Source organism: Mesorhizobium sp. M4B.F.Ca.ET.089.01.1.1 (assembly GCF_004022605.1).
GTDB lineage: Bacteria > Pseudomonadota > Alphaproteobacteria > Rhizobiales > Rhizobiaceae > Mesorhizobium > Mesorhizobium abyssinicae.
Genome location: NZ_RZOS01000112.1, coordinates 1 through 14,456, shown reverse-complemented (window position 1 = coordinate 14,456; position 14,456 = coordinate 1). Strand labels below are relative to the sequence as shown.

The 14,456-nt window shown below is 64.4% G+C and carries 17 protein-coding genes and 2 pseudogenes; 13 read left to right on the top strand and 6 right to left on the bottom strand.

Features of this window, described 5'->3' with window-relative positions; translation table 11 throughout:
• Nucleotides 1-383: P1 family peptidase (locus tag EN780_RS13465; RefSeq protein ID WP_189556537.1), on the top strand; the 383-nt coding region annotated here is incomplete at its 5' end.
• A 9-nt stretch (nt 384-392) separates the two neighbouring features.
• Here the strand turns inward: EN780_RS13465 and EN780_RS13460 are convergent.
• Nucleotides 393-647 (bottom strand): DUF2171 domain-containing protein, encoded by a 255-nt coding sequence (locus EN780_RS13460; RefSeq protein WP_127394358.1) that lies wholly within the window; start codon nt 645-647, stop codon nt 393-395.
• Nucleotides 648-779: 132 nt separating this feature from the next.
• Here EN780_RS13460 and EN780_RS13455 point away from each other — a divergent pair, with 132 nt between their 5' ends.
• The 3 genes from EN780_RS13455 to purB are packed head-to-tail and all read left to right on the top strand — an operon-like array spanning nt 780 to nt 3,392.
• On the top strand, nt 780-1,505 hold the full coding sequence (locus EN780_RS13455) for a DUF2259 domain-containing protein (protein ID WP_128274225.1): 726 nt from the start codon (nt 780-782) through the stop codon (nt 1,503-1,505).
• Nucleotides 1,502-2,026 (top strand): hypothetical protein, encoded by a 525-nt coding sequence (locus tag EN780_RS13450; protein ID WP_245499952.1) that lies wholly within the window; start codon nt 1,502-1,504, stop codon nt 2,024-2,026. The genes EN780_RS13455 and EN780_RS13450 overlap by 4 nt, the downstream gene beginning before the upstream one ends.
• A 58-nt stretch (nt 2,027-2,084) precedes the next feature.
• The gene (purB, locus tag EN780_RS13445; RefSeq protein ID WP_127310979.1) at nt 2,085-3,392 is read left to right on the top strand and encodes an adenylosuccinate lyase; all 1,308 of its coding nucleotides are present in this window, start codon (nt 2,085-2,087) and stop codon (nt 3,390-3,392) included.
• 204 nt (nt 3,393-3,596) lie between these two features.
• Here purB and EN780_RS13440 read toward each other — a convergent pair whose 3' ends face one another.
• On the bottom strand, nt 3,597-4,409 hold the full coding sequence (locus tag EN780_RS13440) for a VOC family protein (RefSeq protein WP_128274224.1): 813 nt from the start codon (nt 4,407-4,409) through the stop codon (nt 3,597-3,599).
• 240 nt (nt 4,410-4,649) lie between these two features.
• Here EN780_RS13440 and EN780_RS13435 point away from each other — a divergent pair, with 240 nt between their 5' ends.
• A complete protein-coding gene (locus EN780_RS13435; RefSeq protein ID WP_127282360.1) occupies nt 4,650-5,207 on the top strand; it encodes an alpha/beta hydrolase in 558 nt (185 codons plus the stop codon).
• Between the two features lie 21 nt (nt 5,208-5,228).
• Here EN780_RS13435 and EN780_RS13430 read toward each other — a convergent pair whose 3' ends face one another.
• Together EN780_RS13430 and EN780_RS13425 are read right to left on the bottom strand one after the other, a co-directional pair.
• The gene (locus EN780_RS13430; protein ID WP_127392924.1) at nt 5,229-6,002 is read right to left on the bottom strand and encodes an HpcH/HpaI aldolase/citrate lyase family protein; all 774 of its coding nucleotides are present in this window, start codon (nt 6,000-6,002) and stop codon (nt 5,229-5,231) included.
• A gap of 162 nt (nt 6,003-6,164) precedes the next feature.
• Nucleotides 6,165-6,485: a DUF1476 domain-containing protein gene (locus EN780_RS13425; protein WP_127282326.1), complete on the bottom strand. Its 321-nt coding sequence runs from the start codon at nt 6,483-6,485 to the stop codon at nt 6,165-6,167.
• 277 nt (nt 6,486-6,762) lie between these two features.
• Between EN780_RS13425 and purC the strand changes: the two genes are divergently transcribed.
• From purC to EN780_RS13400, 5 genes and pseudogenes are all read left to right on the top strand, one after another.
• A complete protein-coding gene (gene purC / locus EN780_RS13420; RefSeq protein ID WP_127282327.1) occupies nt 6,763-7,557 on the top strand; it encodes a phosphoribosylaminoimidazolesuccinocarboxamide synthase in 795 nt (264 codons plus the stop codon).
• A 67-nt stretch (nt 7,558-7,624) separates the two neighbouring features.
• Nucleotides 7,625-7,864: a phosphoribosylformylglycinamidine synthase subunit PurS gene (gene purS / locus EN780_RS13415; RefSeq protein WP_126054835.1), complete on the top strand. Its 240-nt coding sequence runs from the start codon at nt 7,625-7,627 to the stop codon at nt 7,862-7,864.
• Between the two features lie 2 nt (nt 7,865-7,866).
• Nucleotides 7,867-8,535 carry a phosphoribosylformylglycinamidine synthase subunit PurQ gene (purQ, locus tag EN780_RS13410; protein WP_127392923.1) on the top strand — a complete coding sequence of 223 codons (669 nt, stop codon included), beginning with the start codon at nt 7,867-7,869 and terminating at the stop codon, nt 8,533-8,535.
• A gap of 45 nt (nt 8,536-8,580) precedes the next feature.
• A complete protein-coding gene (locus tag EN780_RS13405) occupies nt 8,581-8,991 on the top strand; it encodes a hypothetical protein (RefSeq protein WP_128274222.1) in 411 nt (136 codons plus the stop codon).
• A 4-nt stretch (nt 8,992-8,995) separates the two neighbouring features.
• Nucleotides 8,996-9,625 (top strand): annotated as a pseudogene (locus EN780_RS13400) (Pr6Pr family membrane protein).
• A gap of 36 nt (nt 9,626-9,661) precedes the next feature.
• Here EN780_RS13400 and EN780_RS13395 read toward each other — a convergent pair.
• Nucleotides 9,662-9,910: a DUF1127 domain-containing protein gene (locus EN780_RS13395; protein WP_127282330.1), complete on the bottom strand. Its 249-nt coding sequence runs from the start codon at nt 9,908-9,910 to the stop codon at nt 9,662-9,664.
• A gap of 91 nt (nt 9,911-10,001) precedes the next feature.
• Between EN780_RS13395 and EN780_RS13390 the strand changes: the two genes are divergently transcribed.
• The 3 genes from EN780_RS13390 (at nt 10,002) to EN780_RS13380 (ending at nt 14,125) form a co-directional block, all read left to right on the top strand.
• Nucleotides 10,002-11,411: a PLP-dependent aminotransferase family protein gene (locus tag EN780_RS13390; protein ID WP_128274220.1), complete on the top strand. Its 1,410-nt coding sequence runs from the start codon at nt 10,002-10,004 to the stop codon at nt 11,409-11,411.
• A gap of 141 nt (nt 11,412-11,552) precedes the next feature.
• Complete coding sequence (purL, locus tag EN780_RS13385; RefSeq protein ID WP_128274218.1) at nt 11,553-13,793, top strand: phosphoribosylformylglycinamidine synthase subunit PurL; 2,241 nt, start codon at nt 11,553-11,555, stop codon at nt 13,791-13,793.
• Nucleotides 13,794-13,891: 98 nt separating this feature from the next.
• Nucleotides 13,892-14,125, top strand: coding sequence for a BolA family transcriptional regulator (locus EN780_RS13380; RefSeq protein ID WP_023674714.1), 234 nt, complete (start codon nt 13,892-13,894; stop codon nt 14,123-14,125).
• 6 nt (nt 14,126-14,131) lie between these two features.
• Here the strand turns inward: EN780_RS13380 and EN780_RS13375 are convergent.
• Nucleotides 14,132-14,456, bottom strand: a pseudogene (locus EN780_RS13375) (metal transporter); the annotation flags it as partial.

The following is a 14,456-nucleotide window of genomic DNA, read 5'->3' as shown; positions in this document are numbered from 1 at the left end:
ACCCTTCGCCGATGCCCGCTGAGGCCAGGCGGATCCTGCTGAAATACCGCGACAAGCAGTTCGGCGGGCAAGCGGAAGCCGGCGGCAACACCACCATTGCCGTCATTGCCACCGACGCCGTTCTGACCAAGGCCGCCGCCAAACGGCTGGCGATTTCGGCACATGACGGCTTTGCGCGCGCCATCTGGCCGGCGCACACGCCGGCAGACGGCGATCTGGTTTTCGCGCTGGCGACCGGCAAGAGCGGCGTCGAGCTTAGCGCCGACGCGGCCCTCGATCTCTACGCCGCCGCCGGCGCCACCATGGCGCGCGCGATCAGCCGCGGCGTGCATGCCGCAACAGCGGCCGAGGGCGATCTGTTTCCGGTGTGGTCGTCGCGCTGAGCCGGCGGATCAGGTGGGATCGGACTTTTCTTCCTCGAAGCTCACCGCGACATCCGAATTGGCAGACAGCCAGACCTTCTTGCCGTCGACCTCGGCGACGAGGCTCAGGGGAATGTAGTGGTGGTGACCCTTGTGCGAGCCCATGCCGCTGTCGGCCTTGGTCAGCTTGATCCGCTGGCCGTCGACCTTGTCGACAGTGCCGATGTGAACGCCGTCGGCGCCGATCACTTCCATATGCTCGCGAATCTTGCTGGTGTCGATCATTGTGGTTCTCCATTGAAGCTGCCGACAACAACAATCGACGGCCGGATTGGATGCATTGCCGCCGGAGGGCACGTCCTGTTCACCATGACGTGATAGGCATGATCCAATCCTGCCGGCTGGAGCGACAAGTCCATGCGAATTCCCGTTCTGATTTGCACATGGCTGCTCGCGCAGCTCGCCACCGTCGCCACGGCCGACGCCGGCGACGTCGCGGAGCTGGAAATCCTCGGCTTCAGCCAGGATGGCGGCGTCTTCGCCTTTGAGGAATTTGGCGTGCAGGATGGATCGGGCTTTCCCTATGCCAACCGCTACTACATCGACACCAGCGGCGACAGCTTTCTCAAGGACACGCCTATCAGGGTGCGCCTCGACGACGAGGCCGCGACGCTCGACCAGGCACGCCTGCAGGCGCGGCAGAAAGGTGAAGCCATTGTCGGCCAGGCGGAACTCGCGGCCAATCGCGGCATCACCGCTGGCTTCAACGCCATAACCGAGCTTTCCGCCGATCCCTACCGCATGGCGGTCAATCCGCGCCCGATATTCTCTCCGGTCGACGAGCCGCTCGAGTTCCGGCTGGACGAAATCCCCTTGAACGACACCGAGGGCTGCCAGAGCCAGGGCGAGATCAACGGCTTTCGCCTGCTGCGCATCGAGGCAAAGGATGGCGGCAAAACGGAACTGGTGCACGAGGACAAGTCCATCCCGAAAAGCCGCGGTTGCCCGAACGGCTACCGCATTGGCGCTGTGCAGACGTTCTCGATGCAGGGCTTGAGCGCCTATGCCGTGCTGATCGCAGTTCGGCAATACGGCTTCGAAGGTCCCGACTTTCGCTGGATCGCGGTGACAGGCCGGCTGTGACACCGCTCTCCCAACCCACGGCGCGCAGTCGCATCGGCGACCATTTCCGGGCCGCCCTGCCCTCGGCCCGCACCGCGTTTGCCGGCGCGCTGGTCTGGGGCCTGACGATGGGCGCCAGCGCGCTCGTCAATCTCCTGCTCTACGACTGGGAGACGCCGGCAAAGATCCGCTTCGTCACGCTCATTTATGCCGCCGGCGGCGCGCTCGCCTTCCCGGTCGGCCTGTTCCTGGCGCGGCTCGTCTCACGCGGCCGGCACTGGGAGGTTGCCTTCGCCGCCGCTTTCGTCGCGCTGCTGGTCGCTACGCTCGCCTTCACCGGTGGATTGTTCGCGCTGCAATACCGCTCCTACTATGCCGAATGGCACGCGCCGGCCTTCACCATCCGGTGGGCGTTCGAGTTGGTGTTCACCATGCTGACGGCGCTCTACCAGTTCGTCGTGCTCGGGATCCGGCTCTATTTTCCGCTGGGATTCATTGCGCTGGTGGCCGCCGGCATCTGGTTTGCGCGGCAGCGGCGTTGAGCATTTCGTCGGCCTCTGTTAGGAGGCGGGCGACAAGCCCCCAAGTCAGGACCGATTGATGATCCCTCGCTATTCCCGGCCGGAAATGGTCGCCATCTGGTCGCCAGAGACCCGTTTCCGCATCTGGTTCGAGATCGAGGCGCATGCCTGCGACGCGCTGGCCGAGCTCGGCGTCATCCCGAAGGAGGCGGCCAGGACGATCTGGGAAAGGGGCGGCGCGGCGAAATTCGACGTCGACAAGATCGACGAGATCGAGCGCGTCACCAAGCATGACGTGATCGCCTTCCTCACTCACCTCGGCGAGTTCGTCGGGCCGGATGCCCGGTTCATCCATCAGGGCATGACCTCATCGGACGTGCTCGACACCTGCCTTGCGGTGCAGCTCACCCGCGCCAGCGACATCCTGCTTGCCGACATCGATGCACTGCTGGCGGCTTTGAAGCGCCGCGCCTTCGAGCACAAGGACACCGTCACCATCGGCCGCAGCCACGGCATCCATGCCGAGCCGACCACGTTCGGCGTCAAGCTGGCGCAGGCCTATGCCGAATTCTCGCGCTGCCGCGAGCGGCTGGTGCATGCGCGGGAGGACATTGCGACCTGCGCCATCTCCGGCGCGGTCGGCACCTTCGCCAACATCGAACCTTATGTCGAAGAGCATGTGGCGCAGAAGCTCGGGCTGAAGCCGGAGCCGGTGTCGACGCAGGTGATCCCGCGCGATCGCCACGCCATGTTCTTCGCCACGCTCGGCGTCATCGCCTCGTCGGTGGAGCGGCTGGCGATCGAGATCCGCCACCTGCAGCGCACCGAGGTGCTGGAAGCGGAGGAGTATTTCTCTCCGGGGCAGAAGGGCTCGTCGGCAATGCCGCACAAGCGCAATCCGGTGCTGACCGAAAACCTCACCGGCCTTGCCCGCATGGTGCGTTCCTTCGCCATGCCGGCAATGGAGAATGTGGCGCTCTGGCACGAACGCGATATCTCGCACTCCTCGGTCGAGCGCATGATCGGACCGGACGCCACCGTGACGCTCGATTTCGCGCTGTCGCGGCTCACCAGCGTCGTCGACAAGCTGCTCGTCTATCCCGACAACATGCTGAAGAACATGAACAAGTTCCGCGGCCTGGTGCACTCGCAGCGCGTGCTGCTGGCGCTCACCCAGGCCGGCGTGTCACGCGAGGACGCTTACCGCCTGGTGCAGCGCAACGCCATGAAAGTGTGGGAACATGGTGCTGATTTCCTTGAGGAATTGCTGGCGGATAGGGAAGTGACCGCAGCGCTCCCCGAAGCCGATATCCGCGAGAAATTCGACCTCGGCTATCATACCAAGCATGTCGACACGATCTTCAAGCGGGTGTTTGGCGAGGCGTGAGGCAAGCGTCCTTCTCCCCGTCACCATACGGGGAGAAGGTGCCGGCAGGCGGATGAGGGGCGGCGCCGACTTCGGCGATGATCGCACCCATAGGCGCTGCGGCTGAACGGACAATCTCGCAAACTTGGCGCTGCCCCTCATTGCCCTGCCGGGCATTTCTCCCCGTATAGTGACGGGGAGAAAGGGGCTGTCGCTAACGCCTCATCACGCCTTGCCGGGAATGGTCCTGATCACCGTGCCCCACGGATCCTCGCTGGACGTCTCGCCGGCCACGTTGTCCGAGCGCATCTCGACCCAGGCGAGACCCGAACGGGCCGGATCGCGGCGGCCGGAGCCGGCGCTGCGCCAGGCATTGGCGCCGATGTGGTGGTGGTAGCCGCCCGACGACAGGAAGACGGCCTGGCCGCCGTATTTCGCCACCGTGTCGAAGCCGAACTCGTCATGCCAGTAGGCTTCGGCATCTTCCGGTCGGCCGACGCGCAGATGCACATGGCCGACGATGGTGTTTTCCGGAGCGCCCTGCCAGCCGGCATCGCCTGCCGGCACGCTGGCAACGACGGCGGGAAGGTTCAGACGCTCGGTCGCCATGGCGATCTTGTCGCCGTCCCATTTCCAGTCCTGCGGGCTACGGTCGGCGTAGATCTCGATGCCGTTACCCTCGGGGTCGGTCATATAGAGCGCTTCACTGACCAGATGGTCCGACGCGCCCTCGATGGCGATCCGGTTGGCCGCGGCGTGGTTGATCCAGCGGCCGAGATCGGCACGACTGGGCAGCAGGAAGGCGGTGTGGAACAGGCCGGCGCTGCGCGGATCGTCGGGCTTTGCCGCGGCATCGGGCTCGAGCACCAGCAGCGGCCGGTTGGCGGCGCCGAGCGTGATCACGCCATCGGCGCGGCTCAATTCCTGCAGGCCGACAACGGCGCGGTAATAGGCGGCGAGCCCTTCGGCATCGCGCGCCTTCAGGCCGACGCGCGACACGCTGACCGGCGTGGTCGCGGCAAAAGGCAATTCACTCATCATCGTCTCCGTTCGGGCGCCCGCCGAAACTCCCAAAGCCAGGAGCCCCGCGCCGCCGATCATCCTACGTCGTGTCAGCCCCGAAATCCGGTCCTTCACGGCCATCTTGTCCTTGCCACAAATCGTCGATCTCGATCGTTCACACAAGAGAGCAAGGAGCGAACATGGTGTTCACTAAATTGATCGTGACCGTCGTTCGGCACGGTTGCGCGAAAGGGCGGCGCTCGCTACATGCGCGCCATGAAAGTCAAGGACGCAGATATCCTCATCGTGCCGGGCTACACCAATTCCGGCCCCGAACACTGGCAGACCCGCTGGCAGTCGAAACTGTCGACGGCGCGCCGGGTCGAGCAGGCGGAGTGGTCGAAGCCGGTACGCGAGGACTGGACCGCGAATGTGGCCAGGGCGGTCAACGAGGCCGAGCGGCCCGTGGTGCTCGTGGCGCATTCGCTTGGCGTGGCGGCGGCGGTACAGGCCATCCCGCAGTTCCAAAGGCCGGTGGCCGGCGCCTTCTTCGTTGCGCCGCCCGACGTCGCCAATCCGGAGATCAGGCCGCGGCACCTGATGACCTTCGGCCCCTATTCGCGCGAGCCGCTGCCCTTTCCGTCGATCGTGATCGCCAGCCGCAACGACCCGTTCTGCGCCTTCGACGTCGCCGAGGATATTGCCGGCGCCTGGGGCTCGCTGTTCATCGATGCCGGGGATGCCGGCCACCTCAACGCGGATTCCGGCTTCGGCCCCTGGCCTGAAGGCTCGATGACCTTCGCCAAGTTCCTGACGGAATTAAGGGAACCCTGAGCTGTAGCCGCTCGGTGGCGCTCAGGATCCGATGGAATCGCGCATGCTCTTCAGCAGGGTCTTGGCGCCCAACGAAATCAGCGTGTGGTCCGAGCCCATGGCGAGCAGCCGGTAGCCCATCGCCACGACGCGACCGGCAACCGCCGGCTCGATGACGTAGATGGCGGCGTGCTTGCCGGCCTTGCGCGTGCGCTCGGCGATCGAGGCTACCGTCTCCATCATGCTTTCCAGCGTCGAATTGACGGTGGTGCCGTTCGACCAGGCGATCGAGAAATCCGACGGGCCGACGAAAATGCCGTCGATGCCGGGTGTCTCAATGATGCCGTCCAGCGCCTCGAACGCCGCCCGCGTCTCAACCATCGCAAACGCCATGGTGCGCTGGTTGGTGTCGCGCAGCCATTCGGCATGATCGCCCCTGCCGTGGCGCGGAAAGGCATAGGTCGGCCCCCAGGACCGCTCGCCGACCGGTGGATATTTCATCGCGGCGGCGAATAGCCTGGCGTCGGCCACGGAGTTCACCATCGGCGCGATCACCGCCTCGGCGCCGAAATCGAGCGCCCGGCTCGCCATGTCGAAGCGGCCGACCGGAATGCGAACCAGCGCCGGCTTGTTGGCGGCCAGCACCGGCACCAGGCCGCGCAGCACGCTGTCCTCGTGATGGCCGCCATGCTGCATATCGAGGGTGACGGCGTCAAAACCCTGCTTGGCGATGATCTCGACCGTCAGCGCATCCGGCACTCCGGACCATGCGGTGAACAGCGTTTCATCCGCCGCCAGGCGTGACTTCAGGGACATCGGCTCTTCCTTGTTACCTCGTTAACAATCGCAGTTTCGGCTGGAAGCCGCGACAAGGCAAAGAAAAACCGCCCGACTGAGGCGGGCGGTCGATTGGTCCAGCCAGAGCATGATGCCGAAAAGCGTGAAGCGGTTCTCGGACGACATCATGCTCATGAAAGATCAGGTGTTCTTGATCTGCTCGATAGCCTCGGCCATCAGTTCGTCCATGGTGCGGCGGATCTGGTGGTCGGACTGGGCAACGCCAGCGTCGTCGAAATCCTTGCGGATCTTGCGGAAAACGTCGTGGTCGCCGGCTTCCTCGATGTCGGCGACGACCACCTGCTTGGCATAGGCCTCGGCATCGTCGCCGGATTTGCCGAGCTTCTCGGCGGCCCACAGGCCGAGCGCCTTGTTGCGGCGGGCAGAGGCCTTGAAGCGAAGCTCCTCGTCGAAGACGAATTTGCGCTCGAAGCCCTCTTCACGGTCTTTCATGCTGCTCATGGCATCCCTCCGGTCAAATCCGATTCGCTTAGGCGTAAATCATGTGTGTTCCCGAAGCACAAACCAAAAGGCCGCGGGCCGGTCAATATGCTACATCACTTGCTGCGCTGCGGCATTTCATTCCCGAAAGCGGTTGATTCGAAGGATTTGCCGATTGAGCAAACAATGCGATTGGGATAGACACCGGCATTGAACACCGCCGTTGCCATACTAATTTAGGCAGACGGACAGGAACTGGTCGTTTGCCGCCTGCCCGGAAATCCAGAGAAAAAATCAGATGAAAAATCGCCGCCGCATTTATGAAGGCAAGGCCAAGATCCTCTATGAGGGACCTGAGCCGGGGACGCTGATCCAGTTTTTCAAGGACGATGCGACCGCCTTCAACAAGAAAAAGCATGAAGTGGTCGATGGCAAGGGCGTGCTCAACAACCGCATTTCCGAGCACATCTTCAACCATTTGAATCGCATGGGCATTCCGACCCATTTCATCCGCCGGCTCAACATGCGCGAGCAGCTGATCAAGGAAGTCGAGATCATTCCGCTCGAAGTGGTGGTGCGCAACGTCGCCGCCGGCTCGCTGTCGAAGCGCCTCGGCATCGAGGAAGGCACGGTGCTGCCGCGCTCGATCATCGAATTCTACTACAAGGCCGACGCGCTCGACGACCCGATGGTGTCGGAAGAGCACATCACCGCCTTCGGCTGGGCGAGCCCGCAGGAGATCGACGACGTGATGGCGCTGGCCATCCGCGTCAACGACTTCCTCTCCGGCCTGTTCATGGGCGTCGGCATCCAGCTCGTCGACTTCAAGATCGAGTGCGGCCGCCTGTTCGAGGGCGACATGATGCGCATCGTCGTCGCCGACGAGATCTCGCCCGACTCCTGCCGGCTGTGGGACGTGGCCACCCAGGACAAGCTCGACAAGGACCGCTTCCGCCGCGACATGGGCGGCCTGGTCGAAGCCTATCAGGAAGTCGCCCGCCGCCTCGGCATCATGAACGAGAACGAGCCGCCGCGTCCCACGGGTCCGGTGCTCGTCGCGTCGTCCGAGCCGCCCAAGGGCATGAAGCACTAACTGCCAAACCGGGCTTGCCGGTAACGGCGAGCCCGGCGCCAGCCTTACTGATTTCTCAGGAGTATCGATGAAAGCCCGTATCACCGTCACCCTCAAGAACGGCGTGCTCGACCCGCAGGGCAAGGCGATCGAGCATGCGCTGTCCGGGTTGGGCTTTGATGGGGTCGGATCGGTGCGCCAGGGCAAGGTGTTCGACGTCGAACTGGCCGGGACCGACAAGGCCAAGGCCGAAGCCGATCTCAAGGCCATGTGCGACAAGCTGCTGGCGAACACGGTGATTGAGAACTACGCGGTGGAGATCGCCTGACAATGAAATCAGCCGTCGTCCTTCTGCCTGGCCTCAACCGCGACCGCGACATGATCGCGGCGCTGACCAAGATTTCCGGACAGGCGCCGGCAACCGTTTGGCAGACCGACACCGAAATCCCCGACGTCGACCTGATCGCCATTCCCGGCGGCTTCTCCTTCGGCGACTATCTGCGCTGCGGGGCGATCGCGGCGCGCATGCCGGTGATGCGGGCGGTGGCAGAAAAAGCGGCCAAGGGTGTCATGGTGATCGGCGTCTGCAACGGCTTCCAGATCCTGGTCGAGGCCGGCCTGCTGCCCGGCGCGCTGATGCGCAACGCATCGCTGAAATTCGTCTGCCGCCAGGTGAAGCTCGAGATCGCCAACGCCAACACCATGTTCACGCGCCGCTATCAGCCGGGGCAGATCATCCGCTCGCCGGTGGCGCATCACGACGGCAACTATTTCGCCGACGCCGAGACGCTCGCCCGCCTCGAGGGCGAGGGACAGGTGGTGTTCCGCTATGCCGAAGGCACCAATCCCAACGGCTCGATCAACGACATTGCCGGCATCATCAGCGAGAAGGGCAATGTGCTCGGGCTGATGCCGCACCCGGAAAACCTGATCGAGGCGGCGCATGGCGGCAGCGACGGCCGCGCGCTGTTCGAAGGCGCCCTTGGCATCGCCGCTTGATTATCTTCTAGGACATTCCTTTCGGAACGCGGGGGCGGCCTGACCATGAGACTGACGATTGTTCGCCTTGCTCTCCTGGCTGCCGCCGGGCTTGCGCTCGCCTCCTGCCAGTCGAGCCCGAAGAACACGCCGGCGCCCTCGGGCAAGAGCGCCTCGCTGCTCGCCATGGAGCAGGTGGCGATATCGGCGCATAAATGCTGGATCGCCAGCAAGGACCCGGCCTTCAAGCCCTACCAGATGGCCAATGAGCTGAATTCGTTCAGCGGCACGCCGCGCTTCCTGCTGGTGCCGGCCAAGCATTATGGCGGCAAGCCGCTGCTGGTTGTGCAGGCGCAAGGCAATTCCAGCCGCATCGACGTGTTCGGCCCGCTGATGGCCGACCCGCTCGGCGCGCGCATCGGCTCCGATATCGCCCGCTGGCAGGCGGGCAACCCGTCCTGCGCGGCCGCCGCCTGAGGCGATGGGCCGATTCCTGCAGAAGGCGGGACTGATCGTCGGCCTGATCGGGCTCGTCCTGCAGGCTTGCATCACCATCGCGGCGTCGATGCAAGCCGGCCGCGGCTTCCTCGGCTCGGTCGTGTTCCTGTTCAGCTTCTTCACCATCCTGACCAATATCGGGGCGGTGCTGGTGCACACGTCCCTGTTGTCGCCGTCAGGCTAGGCGTGGTTCCCGGCCTTTGCCGGATCGCGGCTGCGGGCGGGCGTGGCGGTGGCGATCAGCCTCGTCTTCATCGTCTATGCGACGGTGCTGGCGCGGCTGTGGCAGCCGCAAGGACTGTTCCTGCTCTGCGATATCCTGCTGCACTATGTGACGCCGGCGCTGTTCGTGCTGTGGTGGCTAATCGCCGGCGCCGACGGCACCACGCGCTGGCGCGACATCTCCTGGTGGATGGTCTACCCGCTCGCCTATCTGGCCTATGTGCTGCTGCGGGCGCCGATCGCCGGCGAAGTCCCCTACCCGTTTCTCAGCGTGGAGAAGAACGGCGCGGCCAGCGTCGCCGTTTCGGCGCTGGCCACAACCGGACTGTTTCTGCTCTTGTGCGTCATCGCCGTCTTCGCCGATCATTGGGTTGCCCGGCTGCGGAAATAGTGTTCGGCGCCGTCCCAATCCTTCGACGGCGTGAATTCAATCCCAGAACGGCCGGAGGCCTTCGCGATGCGCATCGCAGCGCGAGACGCCGATATCCTTGAGCTGCTCGTCCGTCATCTCCAGCAAGGCCAGGCGGCCGCGGCGGCGATCCAGTATCCGGTCAATCTGCCTCATGACGGAGCCGAGCACAAATACGAGGCGATCCACGAAGCCATTGCGAGTCCGTGACTTCGTGCGCCCATCCAATCCGGTGCCGATGTAATGAATTGTGTCGGTTGTATCCATCTTCGTTCTACCTTGTCTCGATTGTATCCTATCAATCGTAGACTTCATATGGATTGACTCATCGTGCGGCACAATATAGAAAATTGTCACCATGACAAATTGGCTTCCAGACCTCTCTTCCGGTTCAGGCCCGCTGTATCAGCGTCTTGCTGACAGCATTGAATCAGATATCGACAAGGGCATCATCGATGTCGGTGCAAAACTGCCGCCGCAGCGTGACCTCGCTTATGACATCGGCGCCACCGTCGGTACGGTCGGCCGCGCGTATCAGTTGCTGCGCGAACGCGGCCTGGTCAGCGGCGAGGTCGGACGCGGAACCTATGTGCTTGCGCAGCGCGCCGAGAACCCGAAGGTCGAGCTGGAGCCTGCCGCGCAAGGAACGCGCCCCTTCGATGCACCGAGCGGCAAGCTGCGCTTCGACAGCACCGCCGCGCCCGATGTCGGTCAAGGCGCAATCATTGCCGAAATTCTGGCCCGCACGGCTGAGGACCATCCCCACGACATTTCGAGCTACACGAGGGATTTTCCGGAGCGCTGGTACGAGGCGGGAAGCCGCTGGCTGTCGCGCAATTCCTTCCGCCCTTCGCCCCATTCAATCGTGCCGACGCTTGGCACTCATGCGGCGGTGATGGCGGCGATCGCGGCGCTCACCATGCCTGGCGACTATGTCGTCTTTGAGCATCTCACCTATTCGCAGATTTCGCGCAGTGCCGGCCTGATCGGGCGCCGAACGGCACTGGTTGCGACCGACAACGAAGGCGTCGACCCCGAGGATTTCGAACGCGTCTGCGCGCAGAAGCATCCCAAGGTAATGTTCCTGATGCCTACAGCGAAGAACCCGACCTTGGTGACGATGCCAGCGGAGCGGCGGCAGGCGATCGCGCAGATCGCGCGCGAATACAATGTGGCGCTAGTCGAGGACGATCTTTATGGCGATCTGACCGACGATCCAACGCCGTTGCTGGCCGAATATGCCCCCGAGCGCACGATTGTCGCCGGAGGCCTGTCGAAATCGGTTGCCGCCGGCGTGCGCGGCGGCTGGCTTTCCTGCCCGCCAGCCTATCGCCATCGCATCCGCGTCGCGCACAAGATGATGACCGGCGGCCTGCCCTTCCTGCTGGCCGAGGTCGGCACCAGGCTGGTGATGTCCGGCCAGGCTGGCGATATCCGCAGGCGCTGCATCGCCGAGATCCAGGCGCGCATCGCCATCGTGCGCGAGACGCTTGAAGGCTTCGACTTCGAGGCGAGAGACAATGTCCCCTTCGTCTGGCTGACCTTGCCGGACCCGTGGCTCTCCGGCACGTTCAAGAATGCCTGCCTGGCGCAGGGCGTGCTCATCGACGATGAGGACGAATTCAAGGCAGGCCGCTCCGAACAGGTCTTCCATGGCGTGCGCTTCGGCGTCTCACAACCGCGGCAGGATAAGGATGTCGCCGGTGGCGTCGCGGTGATCCGGCGCCTGCTCGATGAAGGCCGCGCCGGCTACGACAGTTTTTCCTGAGCTCGGCCACGCCTGATCCCGCAGCCTCCGCCACCTTGTGGCTTTCCGCCGTTTTTCGTCAATCTATGGGGTGTATCGGACTCAAGCTTGCGATAAGAGGGGACTCGAATTCCCCTCTCCCACGGATAAAAATCGCCGCCCATGACCATCTCCAATTCCGTGCCGATCACCCCGGAACTCATTGCCGCGCACGGGCTGAAGCCCGACGAATATCAGCGCATCCTCGATCTGGTCGGGCGCGAGCCGAGCTTCACCGAACTCGGCATCTTCTCGGCGATGTGGAACGAGCATTGCTCGTATAAATCCTCGAAGAAGTGGCTGCGTACCCTGCCGACGACCGGACCGCAGGTGATCCAGGGACCGGGCGAAAATGCCGGCGTGGTCGACATCGGCGACGGCGACTGCGTCGTCTTCAAGATGGAGAGCCACAACCATCCTTCCTATATCGAGCCGTATGAGGGCGCTGCGACCGGCGTCGGCGGCATATTGCGCGACGTCTTCACCATGGGCGCAAGGCCGGTGGCGGCGATGAACGCGCTGCGCTTCGGCGCGCCGGACCATCCCAAAACCCGGCACCTGGTGGCCGGCGTCGTTTCCGGCGTGGGCGGCTATGGCAATTCGTTCGGCGTGCCGACAGTCGGCGGCGAAGTCAATTTCGATCCTCGCTACAATGGCAACATCCTGGTCAATGCCTTCGCAGCCGGCCTTGCCAAGACGGATGCCATCTTCCTGTCCGAGGCCAAGGGCGTCGGCCTGCCGGTCGTCTATCTCGGCGCCAAGACCGGGCGCGACGGCGTCGGCGGCGCCACCATGGCCTCGGCCGAATTCGACGACAAGATCGAGGAGAAACGGCCGACCGTGCAGGTCGGCGACCCCTTCACCGAAAAATGCCTGCTCGAAGCCTGCCTGGAGCTGATGGCGTCCGGCGCGGTCATCGCCATCCAGGACATGGGTGCCGCCGGCCTGACCTGCTCGGCCGTCGAGATGGGCGCCAAGGGCGATCTCGGCATCGAGCTCGATCTCGACAGGGTGCCGGTGCGCGAGGAGCGCATGAGCGCCTATGAGATGATGCTGTCGGAAAGCCAGGAGCGCATGCTGATGGTGCTGCGCCCCGAGAAAGAGAAAGAGGCCGAGGCGATCTTCCACAAATGGGGTCTCGACTTCGCCATCGTCGGCAAGACCACGGACGATCTGCGCTTTCGCGTCATCCACCAGGGCGACGAGGTCGCCAATCTGCCGATCAAGGATCTCGGCGACCAGGCGCCGGAATATGACCGGCCCTGGGTCGAACCCAAGAAGCCGGCGCCGCTCGCCGCAAACGATGCGCCCAAGGCGGATGTCGCGGACGCCTTGCTGGAGATGCTTGGCGGGCCCGACCTCTCCTCGCGCCGCTGGGTATGGGAGCAATACGACACGCTGATCCAGGGCAATTCGCTACAGCTTCCCGGAGGCGACGCCGGCGTGGTGCGCGTCGAGGGCCACGCAACCAAGGCGCTCGCCTTCTCATCGGACGTGACGCCGCGCTATTGCGAGGCCGATCCCTACGAGGGCGGCAAGCAGGCGGTGGCCGAATGCTGGCGCAATCTGACCGCCACCGGCGCCTTGCCGCTCGCGGCCACCGACAACCTCAATTTCGGCAATCCGGAACGGCCGGAGATCATGGGCCAGTTGGTTGGGGCGGTGAAAGGCATTGGCGATGCCTGCCGCGCGCTCGGCTTCCCGATCGTCTCCGGCAATGTCTCGCTCTACAACGAAACCAATGGCCGCGGCATCCTGCCGACGCCGACCATCGGCGGTGTCGGGCTGATCGCCGACTGGTCGAAGATGGCGCGCATCGGCTTTGCCGGCGAAGGCCAGATGATCGTGCTGGTCGGCGCGCCGGCGACCTGGGGCAGCCATCTCGGCCAGTCCGTCTATATGCGCGACATCCACGGCCGCAGCGACGGCCCGCCGCCGCCTGTCGACCTCGAACATGAAAAGCGCGTCGGCGACCATGTCCGCGCGCTGATCGCCTCCGGCGTTGTCACCGCCGCGCACGACCTTTCCGATGGCGGCCTTGCCGTGGCGCTGGCCGAAATGGCGATGGCGTCGGGCATCGGCGCCACCATCCCCGGCCTCGTCGGCACCGATCCGATCCCGGTGTTCTTCGGCGAGGACCAGGGCCGCTATCTGCTGACGCTGTCGATCGATCCGCAAAGCAAGGAATGGGACGCCATCCGCGAGGACCAGGGCAAGCTGGGCATCTTCGCGCCCTGGATCGGCTCGACCGGCGGCCGCGACCTGAAACTCGGCGAAGCCCGGGCGATCCCCGTGAGCGAATTGACCGCCGCCCACGAATCCTGGTTTCCTCGCTTCATGGCAAACGAGGTCGTGGACCCGTAATATTGTGCTCGGGACGGCGTTCTGGTCGCCTTTGGAGTGGTGCATCCGCCGTCCCGGCCATATCTATGAGCCCTCAGTACCTGATAGGGAAAACCCGCATGGCAATGGACGCGCACGACATCGAACGGCTGATCAAGGAAGGCATTCCGGACGCCAAGGTGACGATCCGCGACCTGGCCGGCGACGGCGATCACTACGCCGCTGAAGTGGTGGCCGAGAGTTTTCGCGGCAAAAGCCGCGTCCAGCAGCACCAGATGGTCTATGACGCGCTGAAGGGCAATATGGGCGGCGTGCTGCACGCGCTCGCCCTGCAGACCAGCGTTCCGGACTGAGTCCCCTCAGATCTTCACCAGCATCGCCGTCACGTACATGAAGCCGATGCCGGCGGCCAGTCCGGCCATTGCGCCCGGCGCAAGCAGTGCGCGTGTGCCGTCGGGGCGCTGGCGAAGCTGCATCGACACGAGCTCGACGATCACCTGCAGGATCGCTCCGGCGCCGACCGCCAGCGCCAACGCCGACCATTGCGGCGCATAGGCGAGGCTGCCGATCCACAGGCCGATGACGGCGGGGCCGCCGGCCAGCAGCGTCAGCGCGGCAAAGGTCCTGAGCGGCGGACGCTGCTTCAGGATCGGCGCGGCGATGCCGATACCCTCGGTGATGTTG